Raw genomic sequence first — 17,117 nt, 5'->3', positions numbered from 1 at the left:
GCGCGCGCTAGCTCGACGCAGCTTCCTGCGGCTCGCGACGTCGAAGACGATGCTGTCGCGCTTGGCGCAGCCTCAGGACAACGTTGCGCGGCGGGAGCTCATCGTCGGCGGCGTCCTTCGAAATCACAAAGCCCCCGGGCCTCGCGGCGACGACGCGCCGTGCGGCCATATCCAGCCGCGATGCCGTCGCAAACCAATCGTAAACCACTGCGCGCAACCGGCCGCAACCACACTCGCACACGCCGCGCCCTCGCCGCTTCAGCCTTTGGCGCGGTCGGCGAATGATGTAGGCTCAGGCGATCGCATCGACTCGCTGAAGACCGGCGGCACCGCGGCCGCCGGAGAAGAGCATGAGGGGCCCATGACCGACCATCTGATCGTCACCGACGAGGGCGAGACGCGGACGATCAAGCTCAGGCGCCCGGAGAAGAAGAACGCGATCACCCAGGCCATGTATCTCGGCATGAGCGATGCGATCGACACCGCGCAGAACAATCCGCTGGTGCGATGCATCATCATCACCGGCGGCTCCGGCGTGTTCACGGCCGGCAATGATCTCGAGGATTTCCTGCACGCCGGCCATGCCGGCAGCGAGGCCGCGCGCACCTCGGCCGCGACCAAGTTCCTGTATTCGCTGGCGCACAACGTCAAGCCGATCATCGCCGCCGTCGACGGCGTCGCGATCGGCATCGGCACCACGATGCTGTTTCACTGCGATTATGTGCTGGCCTCGACCACCGCGACGTTCTCGACGCCCTTCATCCATCTCGGCCTGGTGCCGGAGGGCGCCTCGAGCCTGTTGATGCCGCAGACCATGGGCTATCAGCGGGCGTTCGCGATGCTGGTGATGGGACGCACCATGACCGCGGCAGACGCCCACATCGCCGGCTTCGTCAACACCGTGGTGGCGCCGGGCCATACCGAGGTCGAGGCGCACAAGGTCGCGCGCGACATCTGCCGGCTGCCGGCCGAGGCGGTCGCGATCGGGCGCAAGCTGATCCGCACCGCGCCCGACGAGCTGACCCGGCGCATCGATCAGGAAGCCTATCTGTTCGCCGAGCGCATGACCTCCGAGGAGGCGATCACGGCGTTCAAGGCGTTCCTTTCGCGCAAGAAGAAGAAGTGACGCGGAAGTCGCCGGGCGCCCATGCCGCAGTTTGATGTCATCGTGATCGGCTGCGGCGCCGTCGGCAGCGCCGCGCTGCTGCATCTCGCCAAAGCCGGCAAGCGCGTGCTCGGCATCGACCGCTTCCAGCCGCCCCACACATTCGGCTCGACCCATGGCGAGACCCGCATCACCCGCGCCGCGATCGGCGAAGGCGTCGACTACACGCCGCTGGCGCAGCGCTCGCACGCGATCTGGCGCGAACTGGAGCGCGACACCGCTGCGCATCTGTTCGAGCAATGCGGCTGCCTGTTCATTCCGGCCCGCGACGGCGGCGAGGTCCACGGCGTCTCCAGCGCAGTTCTTCACCAACATCGAGACGGCGGCACGCCTGCACGGCGTCGACGGCGAGACGATCTCGTCGGAACGGCTGCGCGCGGACCATCCGGCCTTCGCCACCGCGGCCGGTGACCGCGCCTTTCTCGACCGCGAGGGCGGCTATCTCATGGTCGAAGACTGCGTGCGCACCGAGCTCGCCGTCGCCGCGCGGCGCGGTGCCGAACTGCAGACCGGCCGGCGGGTGACGGCGTTCCGCCGCGCCGGCGGCGCTCTCACCGTGACCATGGACGATGGCGCCACGGCCTCCGCAACGACCCTGATCGTCACCACCGGGCCGTGGATCACCGAGCTGATCGCGCCGCTGCGGCGGCGCGTCACCGTCACGCGGCAGGTGCTGTATTGGTTCGAGGTTCTCAGCCATCCGGAGCGCCTTGGTCCGAAGACGCCGGTCTTCATCTGGGACGTGACGGGGCGCGGCCACGCGGCGTCGGACATCTACGGCTTCCCCTGGCTCGGCTCGCCCGCCAACGGCGTCAAGATTGCCCAGGAGGTGCTGACCGGCGAGACCGATCCGGATCACGTCGTACGCGAGGTCACGGCGGACGAGATCGAGGCGACCTACGAGACCTACGTCCGGCCGTTCATGCCGGATCTCGGGCCACGATGCCTGCGCAGCGAAGTCTGTCTCTACACCAATGCGCCGGGCGGCCGCTTCGTGATCGACCGCGATCCCGGCGAGGCGAACGTCATCTACGCCTCGCCCTGCTCCGGCCACGGCTTCAAGCATTCGCCGGCTGTCGGCGAGGCGCTCGCGGCGATGGCGCTGGGCGGCACGCCGCGCGTCGATATCTCCGGCTTCACGCTCGACCGGCTGGCCGCCGCGCCTTGACGATCATTTGCCGGACGGCAGCGCCGCGGTCTGCTTGGCCAGGCCGTCGTTGAACTGCGCCTCGAGCTTGTCGAGATAGGCGTTGAACTCGCCCGGCTTGACGAACGGGTTGGGCGCGCCGTCCGCGATCTTCGCCCGCTTGCCGGCCATGTCGTACATCTCCGGATGCGGCGCGAGCAGGATGTCCGGATGCACGGTCTTGGCCCAGGCATAGGTCTTCTTGTAGTCGTCGACGATGCCCGGATAGGTCGGCCGCCCCACCAGCTGGTTCAGCGCCACCGTGGCGCTGCAAAAGAAGATGACGCTGCGGGTCGCATCGCCGTCCTTCACGTTCATGGTCCAGCTGGTGCAGCCCGGCGAATGGCCGGGAGTCTCGTGCGCCGTCAGCGTGACGCCGCCGAGCGCCACCGTGTCGCCCTCGTGCACGGCGCGGTCGACCTTGACCGGCGGGAAGTTCAGGTAGCGCTGATCCTCGCGGCCCGGATAGAAGCCGCCTTCGAGCAGCGGCACGTCCTTGGCGCCGGCCACCATCTGCGCGCCGGTCTCCTGCTTGATCTGCGCGAGCCCCCCGCTGTGGTCGATATGGGCGTGGGTGTTGATGATGTATTTGATGTCGGCGACCTTGAAGCCCAGCTTGGCGATGCTGCTTTCGATCTGCGCGGTCGATTCCGGCATCACGGTGTCGATCAGGATATGGCCCTGCGGCGTCGTGATCAGGTAGGACGCGAGGCCGTTGGTGCCGACATAATAGATGTCGTCGATTACCTTGAACGGCTCGGTCGGGGTGTTCCAGGCCGCGATGACCTGCTTCATGAAGTCGGGCAGCGATTGCGCTGCAGCGGAACCGGCCGCCAGCGTCAAAGTGGCAGCGAGCAACATCATTCTTTTCATCACGCCCTCACGATTCCCGGTATTGTTGTTATGAATTGTCTTATGTCATCGCGACCGCGACGAGGCAATCGTACTTCGTTTCGCCGCCCTGCATCATCCGCGCGCCCGCCAAACGTGACCGCAACATGAATCGTCTCCACCGCGTCGCCATCGCCTGTCTGTTCGCCGCTCTCGCCGTCGCGGGTCTGGCCGCCCTGCCCGTCCATGCGGAGGACGAGCCGGTCTCGTTGCGCATCCTCGCCATCAACGATTTCCATGGCAATCTGAAGCCGCCGCCGTCGGGCATTCGCGTCGCCGATCCGAACGATCCGACCAAGAGCACGCAGGTGCCGGCCGGGGGCGCGGCGCAGATGGCGAGCCTCGTCAAGCTGCTGACCGACGGCCAGCCGAACACGATCTTCGTCGCGGCCGGCGACCTGATCGGCGCGAGCCCGTTCCTGTCGGCGATGTTCCACGACGAGCCGACCATCGAATCGATGTCGCAGATGGGGCTCGCGCTCTCGGCGGTCGGCAATCACGAGTTCGACGAGGGCAAGGACGAGCTGCTGCGCATGCAGAACGGCGGCTGCCATCCGACCGACGGCTGCCGCGGGCCGCAACCGTTCACCGGCGCCAAATTCCACTATCTCGCCGCCTCGACCTTCCTCAAGGGCACCGACAAGACGGTGTTTCCGCCGTACGAAATCCGCACCTTCGAGGACATCCCGGTCGCCTTCATCGGACTGACCCTGAAGGGCACCGCGGGCATTATCTCGCCGGCCAGCGCGGCCGGCCTGGAATTCCGCAACGAAGCGGAGAGCATCAACGCGCTGATCCCGGAACTGAAGGCCAAGGGCGTGCAGGCGATCGTGGTGCTGATCCACGAGGGCGGCTGGCCGTCCGGCGGCATGAACGAATGCCCCGGCCTGTCGGGGCCGATCGTCGACATCGTCAAGGATCTCGACAGCGCCGTCGACATCGTCATTTCCGGCCATACGCACCAGGCCTATGTCTGCACCATCGACAAGCGGCTGGTGACCTCGGCCGACAAGTTCGGCACCCTGGTCACCGCGATCGACGTCAAGCTCGACCGCACGACGCGCGACGTGATCAGCACCAGCGCGACCAACATCGTCGTCGATGCCACGCTGCCGAAGGATCCGACGCAGACCGCGCTGATCGACGCCTATGAGAAGCTCGCCGCACCGATCGCCAACCGGCCCGCGGGCGTCATCACGCAGGTGCTGTCGCGGCTGCCGAATGCGGCCGGCGAAAGCGTGCTCGGCGATGTCATCGCCGACGCCCAGCTCGCGGCGACATCGGCGCCGGACAAGGGCGGCGCCGTCATCGCGATGACCAATCCCGGCGGCATCCGCACCGATCTCGCCCGCCGCGACGACGGCGCGGTCAGCTATGGGGACGTGTTCGCGAGCCAGCCGTTTCGCAACCAGCTGGTGACGGTCGCGCTGACGGGGGCGGAGATCAAGGCGGCCCTCGAGCAGCAATGGCTCGACCCCGCGCGTCCGCGAATCCTGCAGATCTCACGCGGTTTTGCCTATGCATTCGATGCAAAGCAGCCGGCCGGCGCCCGCATCGATTCTGCGTCGATGACGCTCAACGGCAAACCGATCGATCCAGCCGCGTCCTATCGGGTCACGCTCAACAACTATCTGGCGCTCGGCGGCGACGGCTTCACGACGTTCAAGAGCGGCCGCGCGCCGATCGTCGGCCCCTATGACGACGAGGCCCTGTTCAGCTATCTCAAGGCCAACAGCCCGCTGGCGCCGCCGCCGCGCGACCGGATCGTCAACAAGGCCCCGTGAACCCGGAGCCAACCGGCGGGAATCCCGGTCATATCCTCCGTCATGGCTCTTTCCGAGCCTGCGGTCAGCGCATAGATTGGGCACTCCCGCAACGCGCGAGTGGCAGGACCTGTGAATGTCGACGCTGTACCTCTCTCATGAAGCCTGCCTCGATCACGCCACGCCGTCCGGACATCCCGAGCGTGCCGACCGCCTGCGTGCCGTCGAGGAGGCCCTGACCGAGGAGCGCTTCGCCCTGCTCGATCGCGACGAGGCGCCCGAGGCCGACATCGAGCTGGCCCTGCTCTGCCACAACGAGCATTACGTCACCGAATTGCGCCAGATGGCTCCGACCTCGGGCATCATCTATCTGGACGGCGACACCTCGATGTCCCCCGGCACCTGGGAAGCGGTGATGCGCGGCGTCGGCGGCGCCGTGGCCGCGACCGACTCCGTGATGTCCGGCAAGCACAGGAACGCCTTCGTTGCCGTGCGCCCGCCGGGGCATCACGCCGAGATCGCCAAGCCGATGGGCTTTTGCTTCTTCGACAATGTCGCGATCGCCGCGCGCTACGCCCAGCGCACCTTCGGCATCGAGCGCGCCGCGATCATCGATTTCGACGTCCATCACGGCAATGGCACCCAGGACATCTTCTGGGCCGACAAGAGCGTGATGTACTGCTCGACCCATCAGATGCCGCTGTTTCCGGGCACCGGCGCCCGCGGCGAGCGCGGCGAGCACGACACCATCGTCAACGCGCCGCTCGCCTCCGAGGATGGCAGCCTGGAGTTCCGCTCGGCGTTCGAGAACCTGATCCTGCCGCAGCTGACCAAGTTCAGCCCGGAGCTGGTGATCATCTCGGCCGGCTTCGACGCGCATTATCGCGATCCCCTGGCATCGCTGAACCTGCGGGCGGAGGACTTCGGCTGGGTCACGCGCAAGCTGATGGAGCTCGCCGACAAGACCGCCGGCGGCCGCGTCGTGTCCGTGCTGGAAGGCGGGTATGATCTTCAGGGGCTTAAGGAATCGGTTTCGGCCCACGTCGCGGCGCTGACCGGGGCGTAATCCCCAGGTTCCGGCCGATCAACCCCGGCAGGGCCTGACAGAGCCACGACCGGGGTGTAAAAGCACGGCCCCGGAGTTGAGTATCTGCAGGGAACCCGTATGGCGGACAACACCGTAGCCGACGTCAAGAAGCTGTCGTTCGAGCGCGCGATCGAGGAGCTGGAGTCGATCGTGAAGCGGCTCGAGGACGGCAAGGTGCCGCTCGAGGAGTCGGTGACGATCTACGAGCGCGGCGAGGCGCTGAAGCGGCGCTGCGAAGAGCTGCTGCGCCAGGCCGAGGCCCGGGTCGAGAAGATCACCACCGACGCCAGCGGCCGGGCCACCGGGACGGCGCCGCTCGACGTTCAGTAGCAAGCCCGCGTGAAACAGGCCGAATTCTGAGAGCCAGTCGCAGCTGGCACGTTCAACCCGGGCCGCTTGGGACCTCCAGCCCTGGGAATCCGGGATTCCGGGCAACAGCTGGCGATGTTTTCGCGCCGAGGGCCGTGCGGGAATGACCGCCCGCCGAGCGGGCAAAGCAAGCCAAAAAACGGAGCAGCCGTTTCGCCGACGATCGGTGCTCCGGCCGTCAGGGCCGGCGCCGGAACTGCTGGCTCGCGATCATGGCGCGACAGCTTCGCCGTCCCGGATCTGCCGTTAACGCTGTCTCTCGAAACAGCGTTAACGGCTGATGTCGCTGGCCTGCTCGAGCGCCCGACAATCGTCAGGGTGATCCCTGATCGATGGCATCGCCGGAGGTCAAGCACTGCGCCACCTAACGAACGGGAATGCTGCGCAACGCCCGGGGATTCGTCGACCGAGCGTGCCGTCGCGTTTCCGCGACGACTGTCGCACGGCCTCATCTCACCGCGAAAAGCCGCACGCCCATGACGTTGTCATGATCGGATGCGCGATGCGCCTCTCACACCAACGCATGGCTCGTGGTGCGGGGGCGCGCGCGATGACGACCGCAAGCGGTCCTGCACGGCAGGAAAATGCCTGGACGGGGCTGCGGTGTCCGGGCTATTGCGGTCGCGCAGATGCCGTCGATTTAAGCAACTCCCTGGAACTTCCGGCCCGCCGCCGAGGTTGAGTTTCGCGGCGGTGGTACCCTTTACGGGCTTGCCATCTTGCGCCGGGTTGGCTTTAAGACGGGCTTTGGTGTAAAGCTGCTCGGAACTGCGGTTTTTTGGAAGTGCTCATTCTCCGCCAGGGGATTGAACTAAGCGCTTGCAATAGCTTGCAAAACTGACCCGGCTGAACGACTTGGCGATCTTGGGCGACAAACGAGGACGGCAAGGCCACCAAGAGTGACTTACATCACATAGATCGATCCCAAAGCCGGTTAGGCTCTGGTCTGCGGCTTCGATCCGCGCGGATGTGACCTTCGAGACACCAGGTTTCGCCGCCCGTTACGATGAACCTCTCAGACGTCGGCCCTTGAACCCGACCTGCAAAATTGGAATGTCACCGTGACCACATTTAGTAAGACGCCGCTTCTCGACACCATCAAGACTCCGGAAGATCTGCGCCGGCTGAAGGTCGAGCAGGTCCGGCAGGTCGCCGACGAATTGCGCCAGGAGACGATCGACGCGGTCTCGGTGACCGGCGGTCACTTCGGTGCCGGTCTCGGCGTGGTCGAGCTGACCACCGCCATCCATTATGTGTTCGACACCCCGCGCGATCGCCTGATCTGGGACGTCGGTCACCAGGCCTATCCGCACAAGATCCTGACCGGGCGCCGCGACCGCATCCGCACCTTGCGCACCGGCGGCGGCCTCTCCGGCTTCACCAAGCGCACCGAGAGCGACTACGATCCGTTCGGCGCGGCGCATTCCTCGACCTCGATCTCGGCCGGCCTCGGCATGGCCGTCGCCCGCGACCTCTCCGGCGGCAAGAACAACGTGATCGCCGTGATCGGCGACGGCGCGATGTCCGCCGGCATGGCCTATGAGGCCATGAACAACGCCGGCGCGATGAACTCCCGCCTGATCGTGATCCTCAACGACAACGACATGTCGATCGCGCCGCCGGTCGGCGCCATGTCGGCCTATCTGTCGCGCCTCTACTCGGGCAAGACCTACCGCACCCTGCGCGACGCCGCCAAGCAGCTCGGCCAGCATCTGCCGAAGGTGATCGCCAACCGCGCCAGCCGCGTCGAGGAATATTCCCGCGGCTTCATGATGGACGGCGGGACGCTGTTCGAGGAGCTCGGCTTCTATTATGTCGGCCCGATCGACGGCCATAACCTCGACCACCTGCTGCCCGTCCTGAAGAACGTCCGCGACATGGAGACTGGCCCGATCCTGGTCCACGTCGTGACCCAGAAGGGCAAGGGCTACTCGCCGGCGGAAGCCGCGGCCGACAAGTATCACGCGGTCGCCAAGTTCGACATCGCCACCGGCACCCAGGCCAAGGCCAAGCCGAATGCGCCGGCCTATCAGAACGTATTCGGCCAGAGCCTGGTCAAGGAAGCCGAGAAGGACGACAAGATCGTCGGCATCACCGCCGCGATGCCCTCGGGCACCGGCATCGACATCTTCGCCAAGGCCTTTCCGAAGCGCACCTTCGACGTCGGCATCGCCGAGCAGCATGCGGTGACCTTCGCCGCCGGCCTCGCCGCCGAGGGCTACAAGGCGTTCTGCGCGATCTACTCGACGTTCCTGCAGCGCGGCTATGACCAGATCGTCCACGACGTCTGCATCCAGTCGCTGCCGGTGCGCTTCGCGATCGACCGCGCCGGCCTGGTCGGCGCCGACGGCGCCACCCATGCCGGCTCGTTCGACAATGCCTATCTCGGCTGCCTGCCGAACATGGTGATCATGGCGGCCGCCGACGAGGCCGAGCTGGTGCACATGGTGGCCACCCAGGTCGCGATCAACGACCGCCCGAGCTCGGTGCGCTATCCGCGCGGCGAGGGCCGCGGCGTCGAGATGCCCGAGGTCGGCGTCCCGCTGCCGATCGGCAAGGGCCGCATGATCCGCCAGGGCAAGCAGATCGCCCTGCTCTCCTTCGGCACCCGCCTCGCCGAGTGCGAGAAGGCGGCCGACGAGCTCGCCGCGCATGGTCTCTCCGCCTCGATCGCCGATGCCCGCTTCATGAAGCCGCTCGATGAGGAGCTGGTGCTCAAGTTGGCGCGCGACCATGAGATCCTGATCACCATCGAGGAAGGCTCGATCGGCGGCTTCGGCTCGCATGTCATGCAGTTCCTGGCCGACCAGGGCATGCTCGACGGCGGCCTGAAGATGCGCTCGATGGTGCTGCCCGACGAGTTCCAGGACCACGACACGCCGACCGCGATGTATGCCCGCGCCGGCCTCGACGCCAAGGGCATCGTCCGCAAGGTGTTCGAGGTGCTCGGCAAGGACTACACGGCCGAAGTCGTCAAGCTCGCCTGAGGCGAGCGTGGCGGCCGGCATCGGTAAGTCATGAAAATCTACCTGGCAGGTCCCGACGTGTTCCTGCCGGACGCCGTTGAGATCGGCCGGCGGAAGGTCGCGATCTGCGACCGCCACGGCCTGATCGGCCTCTACCCGCTCGACAACAGCGTCGACCTCGCCGCCGCCGACGCCTCGCGCCAGATCTTCCACGGCAACGAGGCGATGATGCAGGACGCGGATGCCATCATCGCCAATCTCACGCCGTTCCGCGGCCCTGGCGCCGATGCCGGCACGGTCTATGAGCTCGGCTACATGGCCGGATCGGGCAAGCTGTGCCTCGGCTATTGCAACGATCCCGCCGCCTATGCGGACCGCGCCCGCCGCTTCACGGCGGTGAGCGGGCAGCACGGCCGGCTGGTCGATGCCGAAGGCCTGACGGTCGAGGATTTCGGCCTGCCCGACAATCTGATGATGATCCATGCGCTCGATGTGCACGGCGCCCCGCTGGTGCTGCCGCGCGAGCGCCCGGCGGACGTCTGGCATGATCTCACAGGGTTCGAGGAATGCGTGAGGCTCGCAGCCGCGCGGCTGGGCGCGAAATCGTAGGGTGGGCAAAGCGGCGCCGCAGGCGACGCGGGCCCACCGTGTCTCCGCGGTCGAGATAGAGACGGTGGGCACGGCGCGTCGATTGCGATACGAGCGTGCCGAGATAGCGTGCACGCGCCTTTGCCCACCCTACGGTCCTCGCTGTGAGGCACAATCTCGGTACGGTCTCAGCCGTCGTCCCGGCGAAAGCCGGGACCCATAACCACAGGACGTCGTGTTGGGCAGGCGCGGAGTGACCAGCTTCCAACAAACGACCGCCTGTGGTTATGGGTCCCGGGTCGGCGCATCATCGCGCGTTGCGCGCTGATGCTTGCCCGGGACGACACTGAATTTGATGTGCCACCTCACCACCTCATCACCACTGATCGCCACGCCCATGTCCCCTCCCCGCAAGCGCGCTGACATCCTCCTGGTCGAACGCGGCCTGTTCGAGAGCCGGGCGCGGGCGCAGGCGGCGATCGAGGCGGGGCTGGTGTTTGCCAATGACAAGCAGGTCGGCAAGGCCTCCGAGAGCATCCCCGCCGACGCCGCGCTGCAGGCCGAGCCGGCGCACCCCTGGGTGTCGCGCGGCGGCGTCAAGCTGGCGGCGGCGCTGGAGCATTACGGGGTCGAGGTCGAGGACCATGTCTGCCTCGACGTCGGCGCCTCCACCGGCGGCTTCACCGAGGTGCTGCTGGCCAACGGCGCGGCGGTCGTGTTCGCGGTCGATGTCGGCCGCGACCAACTGCATCCCTCGCTGCGCGATCACCCGAAGATCGTCTCGATGGAGCAGACCGACATCCGCAGCTACGACGGCAAGCGCCTGCCGCAGCGACCCGACATCGTCGTGATCGACTGCAGCTTCATCTCGTTGAAAGCCGTGCTGCCGGTGGCGCTGAACCTCGCCGCGTCGCCAATGAGCCTGCTCGCGCTGATCAAGCCGCAATTCGAAGCCAAGGGCGCGCACGGCAAGGGCGGCATCATCAAGGATGCGAGCGTCCACCAGGCCGTGTGCGACGACATCGCCGCGTTCGCCGCCTCGCTCGGCTGCAGCGACATCGAGATCTTCCCGTCATCGATCAAGGGCGGCGACGGCAATTCCGAGTTCTTCCTGGGAGCGCGCCGCCATGGTTGAGCGACTCGTCATCGACCATGTCGGCCATCGCGGCGACGGCGTATCGCTGTCGTCGGGCGAGGCGCTGTACGTGCCCTATACGCTTGCCGGCGAGACCGTCGAGGCCGCCGCCATCCCCGGCCACCCCGACCGCCGCAAGCTGCTGGCCGTGGAGACGCAGAGCGAGGAGCGCATTGCGCCGTTCTGTCCGCATTTCGGCGTCTGCGGCGGCTGCGCGATCCAGCATTGGGCGCCCGCGCCCTATCAGCAATGGAAGCGCAATATCGTCGTCGAGACCCTGCGCGCCGCCAAGGTCGATTGCGAGGTGGCGCCGCTGATCGATGCGCATGGCGCCGGCCGCCGCCGCGCCACCTTTCACGCGCGGATGGGCACGCACGACATTCTCAGGGTCGGCTTCTCGGCCGCCAACAGCCACGAGATCGTGCCGATCGACCGCTGCCCGATCCTCGATCCCGGGCTGGACGGCGCGCTCGAGGCGGCATGGGCGCTGGCGGAGGCGCTGAAGCCGACCGGCAAGCCGCTGGACGTCCAGGCCACCGCGACCGGCAACGGCCTCGACGTCGACATCCGCGGCTCCGGGCCGCTGCCGCCGCCGCGCATCGCGGCGCTGTCGCAGGTCGCGGAGAAGCACCGGCTGGCGCGGCTGACGCGTCACGGCGAGCTGGTGCTGATGCGCAATGCGCCTGTGGTGACGATGGGCACCGCGCAGGTGACGCTGCCGCCCGGCTCGTTCCTGCAGGCCACCGTGCAGGGCGAGGAGACGCTGGCGCAGCTGGTGACGGAGCGCGTCGGCAAGGCGAAGCATGTCGCGGATCTGTTCTGCGGCGTCGGCCCGTTCGCGCTGCGGCTCGCCGCGCGGGCGCGGGTCATCGCGATGGACAATGATGCCGGCTCGATCGCAGCGCTGCAGAAGGCCGCGGGCACGCCCGGCCTGAAGCCGATCAAGGCCGAGGCCCGCGACCTGTTCCGCCGCCCCCTGATGCCGCCGGAGCTGCGCGACATCGACGCCGTCGTGTTCGACCCGCCGCGCCAGGGCGCGCAGGCGCAGGCGAAGCAGCTCGCGGCGAGCAAGGTGCCGGTGATCGTCGCGGTGTCGTGCAACGTCACGACCTTCGCCCGCGACGTCCGCATGCTGATCGACGGCGGCTACACGCTCGAGACCGTGGTGCCCGTCGACCAGTTCCGCCACACGCCGCATGTCGAGCTGGTGGCGAGGTTGGTACGGTAGGCAATAGAGTTTCCGCGTCATTGCGAGCGCAGCGAAGCAATCCAGGGCTCAGCAAGGACTCTGGATTGCTTCGCTGCGCTCGCAATGACGCGGAGGCCAGATGCGCTACCGCACCACGCTGACCTTCACCGGGGCGACGCCGGTGTTGACCATGCCGAGCGCCTGGGCGGCGGAGTAGGACACGTCGACCACGCGGCCCTGCACGAACGGGCCGCGGTCGTTGACGCGGACCACCACGGAGCGGCCGGTCTTGACGTTGGTGACCTGCAGGCGGGTGCCGAACGGCAGGCTGCGATGCGCGGCCGTGAGCTCGGACGGATCGAAGCGCTCGCCGCTGGCCGTCCTGTGGCCTTCGGAATAATAGCTGGCGAGGCCCGACGACGCCGCATGCGCCGGAGGCGTGCTGAGCTCGGCATGGCGGACGCGCACCACCGAGTCCGGCGAGGGCTCAGTGCGCTGCGGCTGAGGTTGGATGTCGACGGCGGCCTGCCGGGCGGGAGCCGTGAGCCGCGCCTGCCGGACCGCCGATGATTGTGCGCAGGCGGCGAGCGAAGCGGCCGCCGTGCCGACCAGCGCGAGCCTCATGAGCTGCCCGGCAAGTCCCGAGCCTTTCCCCTGCTCCGACACGATCAGAGCTCTGCGCAGTCCAGGACGTTCTGTCCGGTCGATGATACGCATGTTCTGTGCGCCTCCGCCTCAACCGCTTCATGGTCGCGGCCCAATCGCGGCGGCACGGTGGCAAAGAGAATTCTAGAGACCTGCAACTCCTGGTTTTCCGGAGATGTGTGGCCATGAGGCCACAGATGCCGATGATCGATGGTCACGCGTGGTTATCCACACAAGACCAGCATACCGGCGCTTGCGTCCCGTTGATGGGCGCAGGGTGGGCTGTGGGCACCAGCCTCTTTCGGCTTGGCGCCGAGCAGCTTCGCCAAAGCGGACCCGCGCGATGCGCGGGCGGCTCGAGACCTCGCGGGCTCAGCGCCCCCAGCGGTCCTGCCAGATCTTCTCGCCGATCAGGCACGACACCCGCGGCTCCTTGTTGCCGTCGTCGGCGACCGGCACGATGCGCGGCGGCGGCTGGCGTCCGGCGACCTCCATCAGGAGCTTGGTGCGAATGGCCTCCTTGAACTCCTCGCGGCTCTTGATCGTGACCACGAACGAGCCGCGGCCGCCGGTCACGCAATCCTTGTAGTAGAGGTCGAGGTTCTCGATATCCATGGTCGAATAGGACGGCTCCTTGACCATGATCGGCAGGCCGTTGATCGTGATCCCCTTGCTGACGGCCTCGTCGCGCGCCATCGTCACCGGCGACGGACCATTGTTGTTGGGACCGTCGCCGGAGATGTCGATGACGCGGCGCAGCCCGCGATACGGGTTCTCGTCGAACAGCGGCATCGCGAAGTAGATCGCGCCGGAGATCGAGGTGCGCGAGGCGCGGCGGATCGGCGTCTTCATGATCTCGCTGGCGACGGCATCGGCGCTTTCCGGACCGTCGATGAGGCGCCAGGGAATGATGATCTTCTGATCGCTCGCGGCCGCCCATTCGAAATAGGTCACGGCGATGCGGCCGTGAACGCCGTTCTTCAGCGCCTGCAGAAACTCGCGCGAGCTGAGCGCCTGGGCGTAGCCTTCGCGCTGGATCGCGAGCTCGTCGAGATCCATCGAGTAGGACACGTCGACCGCCAGGATCAGTTCGACGTCGACAGATGCCTCTTTTTCGCTCAGCTGCTGCGCCGGCTGAGCCCTGGGCGCGGCCACCACGCTGGCGACATCGCCACCGGCCAAGGCGCCCGCCATGCACGCCACCCCGATCGAGATCCACCAGCGCATCAGCTGCCCTCCAATCGCGTCTGATGATGGTGACATGCAATCTGCAGACAGCAAAGCGGGAACGCGCGCATCCATTCACATTCCGGTTAGTCCCGCGCGTCCGGCCAGGGCCCTGGCGTGGATTCCGTTCGATCAGCGCCGTGCAGCCCGTGGTTTCCCGGAGGGACCGAAGGCTGTATTGTGGCGCCTCCGCCGCATCAGGAACACACGGGCGCGCCCTCCATGAACGACGCCGTTACCAAGCCGAAGACGAAGGTCCGCACCAAGACCGAGCGCCCGCGGCTCTACAAGGTCATCCTCGTCAATGACGACTTCACGCCGCGCGATTTCGTCGTGATGATCCTGAAGGCGGAATTCCGCATGACCGAGGACCAGGCCTACAAGGTGATGATCACCGCCCATAAGCTCGGCGTCTGCGTGGTCGCCGTGTTCACCAAGGATGTCGCCGAGACCAAGGCGACGCGCGCCACCGATGCCGGCCGCGCCAAGGGCTACCCGCTGCTGTTCACCACGGAGCCGGAGACCTGAGGCGGACTAATCGCTTTCTTCGCACAATCCGAACACGCGCTGCTCAGCGGCGAAGCCCGCGATCGGAAATGCGCCGAGATCGGTCCAAAGATCGGTGTCGGACTTCCGGCAGGCGTGCGCGAACGCTTCGGACGCGACGACCGTGCGCTTCAGCTTTGCGGCGATCTTCTCCAGCCGCGCGGCGAGGTTGACGGCGGGACCGATGCAGGTGAAGTCGAGCCGGTTGCCGCCGCCGATATTGCCGTAGAGCAGCGGCCCGACATGCAGCGCGAGGCCGAAGCGGAAGCGCTCGACCGTCTCGCCGCTCCGATATTCGAGCGCCGCGACCTTGGCACGGGCGGCCCGCGCAGCGTCGAGCACGCGCGCGCAGACTTCGGCGGGATCACCGCCCTCGGCGGCAATCGGAAACACCGCCAGCAGGCCATCGCCCATGAACTTCAGGACCTCGCCGCCATGCTCCCGGATCTCGGCGACCTGGCAATCGAAGTATTGGTTCAGGATGTCGACGACCATTTCCGGAGGCAGGCGATCCGACAGCGCCGTGAAGCCGCGCAGATCGGACAGCCAGATCGCGGCATGCATCGTCTCGGTGTGCCCACGGCGGATCTGCCCGGCCAGGATGCGCTCGCCGGCGCTATTTCCGACATAGGTATCGAGCAGCATCGACGCGACGCGCTGCAGCCCCACGATCTCGATGTAGCGCGACAGCGCCGGGATCAGCGACCGGATCGCGTCGGCCTCCGCCGGCGTGAAACCGCCCGGCTGCTTGGTGGTCCAGCTCGAGGCATGGACTTCACCATCCAGAAAAGCGATCGGCAGCGCCAGATAGTCCGTGGCGCCCTCTTCGCGCAGATCAACCAGGATCGGATAGGCATCTGACGCCGCAGCCCGCGGATCGGCACGGAACTCACGTCCCTCCTCGAACACGATCGATATCGGACTCTGCCTGAATTCCGGCGTTTGACGAAAGCCGAAATCGACCGTGTTGATCACGACCTCGGCGCCGGGCCGCCAGAGGAAACCGCGCCCGAAGACCTCGGGATGTAACGTCTGCAGGAAAACGCCAACGCGCCAGAGCGGAACACCGGCCTGCATCAGGCGCTCGCAGGCTTCGGCCATCATCCGGGACGGCGTTGCGGCAGAGCGCGCGCCGTCCACCATCCAGTCGATGAGGGCCTGTAGACGAGCGGTGTCCATGAGCCGACTCTAGGCCGCGCCGCGGAAGCGGTAAAGGCGGGTCGATGCGGCCGCTATCCCACCTGGCCGCGATGGCGCAGCAGATGATCGGCCAGCACGCAGGCCATCATCGCCTCGCCCACCGGCACGGCGCGGATGCCGACGCAGGGGTCGTGGCGGCCCTTGGTCAGGATCTCCGTCTCATGGCCGGCGCGATCCACCGTCTGCCGCGGGGTCAGGATCGACGAGGTCGGCTTGACGGCGAAGCGCACCACGATCGGCTGTCCGGTGGCGATACCGCCGAGGATACCGCCGGCATTGTTGGAGAGGAAGCGCGTGCCGTCATTGGCCGAGCGCATCTCGTCGGCATTCTCCTCGCCCGTCAGTTCGGCCGCTGCGAAGCCGGCGCCGATCTCGACACCCTTCACCGCGTTGATGCTCATCATCGCGGCGGCGAGATCGGCATCGAGCTTGCCGTAGAGCGGCGCGCCGAGGCCGGCCGGCACGCCCTCGGCCGTGATCTCCAGCACCGCGCCGATCGAGGAGCCGGATTTGCGGATACCATCCAGATAGTCCGCGAAGAACGCCGCCTTGTCCTTGTCGGGGCAGAAGAACGGGTTGCGCGCGATCTCGTCCCAGTCCCACTTGTCGCGGTCGATCTTGTGCGGGCCCATCTGCACCAGCGCGCCGCGCACCTTCACCCCGGCGATGATCTTGCGCGCGACGGCGCCGGCGGCAACCCGCGTGGCGGTCTCGCGCGCCGAGGAGCGGCCGCCACCGCGATAGTCGCGCAGGCCGTATTTCGCCTCGTAGGTGAAGTCGGCATGGCCCGGGCGGAACTTGTCCTTGATCTCGGAATAGTCCTTCGAGCGCTGGTCGGTGTTCTCGATCAGGAGCGCGATCGGCGTGCCAGTGGTGACCTGCGCGCCGCTGTCGGGGTCGGCCATCACGCCCGAGAGGATCTTCACCTCGTCCGGCTCCTGGCGCTGGGTGGTGAAGCGCGACTGGCCGGGCCGGCGGCGGTCGAGATCGGTCTGGATCTCCGCCGCCTCGAGCGGAATCCGCGGCGGGCAACCATCGACCACGCAGCCGATGGCCACGCCATGGCTCTCGCCGAAGGTGGTGACACGGAACATGTGGCCAAAGGTGTTGAAGGACATGAGCTGCGGGCCGGGCTGGACTGTGAACGCCGATGTTGGTTG

Annotated in this window: 16 protein-coding genes; 11 read left to right on the top strand and 5 right to left on the bottom strand. The window is 67.1% G+C overall.

Annotation, left to right across the window (positions count from 1 at the left end):
• The first annotated feature begins 361 nt into the window (after positions 1 to 361).
• From BRAS3809_RS00720 to solA, 3 genes are read left to right on the top strand one after another with little or no spacing between them, the layout of a single operon-like run.
• Positions 362 to 1,126: an enoyl-CoA hydratase-related protein gene (locus BRAS3809_RS00720; protein WP_008960182.1), complete on the top strand. Its 765-nt coding sequence runs from the start codon at positions 362 to 364 to the stop codon at positions 1,124 to 1,126.
• A gap of 21 nt (positions 1,127 to 1,147) precedes the next feature.
• A complete protein-coding gene (locus BRAS3809_RS37680; protein ID WP_008960181.1) occupies positions 1,148 to 1,576 on the top strand; it encodes an FAD-dependent oxidoreductase in 429 nt (142 codons plus the stop codon).
• Positions 1,479 to 2,333, top strand: a complete 855-nt coding sequence (solA, locus tag BRAS3809_RS00715) for an N-methyl-L-tryptophan oxidase (protein ID WP_349509822.1) — start codon at positions 1,479 to 1,481, stop codon at positions 2,331 to 2,333. The genes BRAS3809_RS37680 and solA overlap by 98 nt, the downstream gene beginning before the upstream one ends.
• A 3-nt stretch (positions 2,334 to 2,336) precedes the next feature.
• Here solA and bla read toward each other — a convergent pair whose 3' ends face one another.
• On the bottom strand, positions 2,337 to 3,224 hold the full coding sequence (gene bla, locus BRAS3809_RS00710; protein WP_035654772.1) for a subclass B3 metallo-beta-lactamase: 888 nt from the start codon (positions 3,222 to 3,224) through the stop codon (positions 2,337 to 2,339).
• A gap of 125 nt (positions 3,225 to 3,349) precedes the next feature.
• Between bla and BRAS3809_RS00705 the strand changes: the two genes are divergently transcribed.
• The 7 genes from BRAS3809_RS00705 to BRAS3809_RS00675 all read left to right on the top strand — a co-directional run bounded on the left by BRAS3809_RS00705 (position 3,350) and on the right by BRAS3809_RS00675 (position 12,378).
• Positions 3,350 to 5,026: a bifunctional metallophosphatase/5'-nucleotidase gene (locus BRAS3809_RS00705; protein ID WP_008960178.1), complete on the top strand. Its 1,677-nt coding sequence runs from the start codon at positions 3,350 to 3,352 to the stop codon at positions 5,024 to 5,026.
• Positions 5,027 to 5,141: 115 nt separating this feature from the next.
• On the top strand, positions 5,142 to 6,071 hold the full coding sequence (locus BRAS3809_RS00700; RefSeq protein ID WP_008960177.1) for a histone deacetylase family protein: 930 nt from the start codon (positions 5,142 to 5,144) through the stop codon (positions 6,069 to 6,071).
• 99 nt (positions 6,072 to 6,170) lie between these two features.
• The gene (locus BRAS3809_RS00695) at positions 6,171 to 6,422 is read left to right on the top strand and encodes an exodeoxyribonuclease VII small subunit (RefSeq protein WP_006611439.1); all 252 of its coding nucleotides are present in this window, start codon (positions 6,171 to 6,173) and stop codon (positions 6,420 to 6,422) included.
• Positions 6,423 to 7,522: 1,100 nt separating this feature from the next.
• Complete coding sequence (gene dxs, locus BRAS3809_RS00690) at positions 7,523 to 9,448, top strand: 1-deoxy-D-xylulose-5-phosphate synthase (protein WP_008960176.1); 1,926 nt, start codon at positions 7,523 to 7,525, stop codon at positions 9,446 to 9,448.
• A gap of 30 nt (positions 9,449 to 9,478) precedes the next feature.
• Positions 9,479 to 10,036 carry a nucleoside 2-deoxyribosyltransferase gene (locus tag BRAS3809_RS00685; RefSeq protein WP_008960175.1) on the top strand — a complete coding sequence of 186 codons (558 nt, stop codon included), beginning with the start codon at positions 9,479 to 9,481 and terminating at the stop codon, positions 10,034 to 10,036.
• A 376-nt stretch (positions 10,037 to 10,412) separates the two neighbouring features.
• Positions 10,413 to 11,150 (top strand): TlyA family RNA methyltransferase, encoded by a 738-nt coding sequence (locus BRAS3809_RS00680; protein ID WP_035654770.1) that lies wholly within the window; start codon positions 10,413 to 10,415, stop codon positions 11,148 to 11,150.
• The gene (locus tag BRAS3809_RS00675) at positions 11,143 to 12,378 is read left to right on the top strand and encodes a class I SAM-dependent RNA methyltransferase (protein ID WP_008960173.1); all 1,236 of its coding nucleotides are present in this window, start codon (positions 11,143 to 11,145) and stop codon (positions 12,376 to 12,378) included. The genes BRAS3809_RS00680 and BRAS3809_RS00675 overlap by 8 nt, the downstream gene beginning before the upstream one ends.
• A gap of 105 nt (positions 12,379 to 12,483) precedes the next feature.
• Here the strand turns inward: BRAS3809_RS00675 and BRAS3809_RS00670 are convergent, their stop codons facing one another.
• Entirely contained in the window at positions 12,484 to 13,056 is a 573-nt protein-coding gene (locus BRAS3809_RS00670; protein ID WP_008960172.1) for a septal ring lytic transglycosylase RlpA family protein, read from the bottom strand.
• Between the two features lie 300 nt (positions 13,057 to 13,356).
• Positions 13,357 to 14,211, bottom strand: a complete 855-nt coding sequence (locus BRAS3809_RS00665; protein ID WP_035654768.1) for a DUF1194 domain-containing protein — start codon at positions 14,209 to 14,211, stop codon at positions 13,357 to 13,359.
• Between the two features lie 222 nt (positions 14,212 to 14,433).
• Between BRAS3809_RS00665 and clpS the strand changes: the two genes are divergently transcribed.
• Entirely contained in the window at positions 14,434 to 14,739 is a 306-nt protein-coding gene (gene clpS / locus BRAS3809_RS00660; RefSeq protein ID WP_035654766.1) for an ATP-dependent Clp protease adapter ClpS, read from the top strand.
• 6 nt (positions 14,740 to 14,745) lie between these two features.
• Here the strand turns inward: clpS and BRAS3809_RS00655 are convergent, their stop codons facing one another.
• A complete protein-coding gene (locus BRAS3809_RS00655) occupies positions 14,746 to 15,936 on the bottom strand; it encodes an adenylate/guanylate cyclase domain-containing protein (RefSeq protein ID WP_008960169.1) in 1,191 nt (396 codons plus the stop codon).
• 53 nt (positions 15,937 to 15,989) lie between these two features.
• Positions 15,990 to 17,075: a chorismate synthase gene (gene aroC / locus BRAS3809_RS00650; RefSeq protein ID WP_008960168.1), complete on the bottom strand. Its 1,086-nt coding sequence runs from the start codon at positions 17,073 to 17,075 to the stop codon at positions 15,990 to 15,992.
• Positions 17,076 to 17,117: the final 42 nt, after the last annotated feature.

Origin of the sequence: Bradyrhizobium sp. STM 3809 (assembly GCF_000239795.1) — a bacterium.
Classification (GTDB): domain Bacteria; phylum Pseudomonadota; class Alphaproteobacteria; order Rhizobiales; family Xanthobacteraceae; genus Bradyrhizobium.
The sequence above is the reverse complement of the archived record's forward strand: the minus strand, read 5'-3'. Positions and strand labels throughout refer to the sequence as shown.

Excerpts from the sequence above, each read along its gene's own strand:
- BRAS3809_RS00700 (WP_008960177.1), top strand. The coding sequence starts at position 5,142 with ATGTCGACGCTGTACCTCTCTCATGAAGCCTGCCTCGATCACGCCACG.
- BRAS3809_RS00675 (WP_008960173.1), top strand. The coding sequence starts at position 11,143 with ATGGTTGAGCGACTCGTCATCGACCATGTCGGCCATCGCGGCGACGGC.
- BRAS3809_RS00705 (WP_008960178.1), top strand. The coding sequence starts at position 3,350 with ATGAATCGTCTCCACCGCGTCGCCATCGCCTGTCTGTTCGCCGCTCTC.
- BRAS3809_RS00655 (WP_008960169.1), bottom strand. The coding sequence starts at position 15,936 with ATGGACACCGCTCGTCTACAGGCCCTCATCGACTGGATGGTGGACGGC.
- BRAS3809_RS00680 (WP_035654770.1), top strand. The coding sequence starts at position 10,413 with ATGTCCCCTCCCCGCAAGCGCGCTGACATCCTCCTGGTCGAACGCGGC.
- BRAS3809_RS00695 (WP_006611439.1), top strand. The coding sequence starts at position 6,171 with ATGGCGGACAACACCGTAGCCGACGTCAAGAAGCTGTCGTTCGAGCGC.
- BRAS3809_RS00720 (WP_008960182.1), top strand. The coding sequence starts at position 362 with ATGACCGACCATCTGATCGTCACCGACGAGGGCGAGACGCGGACGATC.
- clpS (WP_035654766.1), top strand. The coding sequence starts at position 14,434 with ATGAACGACGCCGTTACCAAGCCGAAGACGAAGGTCCGCACCAAGACC.
- BRAS3809_RS00670 (WP_008960172.1), bottom strand. The coding sequence starts at position 13,056 with ATGCGTATCATCGACCGGACAGAACGTCCTGGACTGCGCAGAGCTCTG.
- aroC (WP_008960168.1), bottom strand. The coding sequence starts at position 17,075 with ATGTCCTTCAACACCTTTGGCCACATGTTCCGTGTCACCACCTTCGGC.
- BRAS3809_RS00665 (WP_035654768.1), bottom strand. The coding sequence starts at position 14,211 with ATGCGCTGGTGGATCTCGATCGGGGTGGCGTGCATGGCGGGCGCCTTG.
- BRAS3809_RS37680 (WP_008960181.1), top strand. The coding sequence starts at position 1,148 with ATGCCGCAGTTTGATGTCATCGTGATCGGCTGCGGCGCCGTCGGCAGC.
- bla (WP_035654772.1), bottom strand. The coding sequence starts at position 3,224 with ATGAAAAGAATGATGTTGCTCGCTGCCACTTTGACGCTGGCGGCCGGT.
- BRAS3809_RS00685 (WP_008960175.1), top strand. The coding sequence starts at position 9,479 with ATGAAAATCTACCTGGCAGGTCCCGACGTGTTCCTGCCGGACGCCGTT.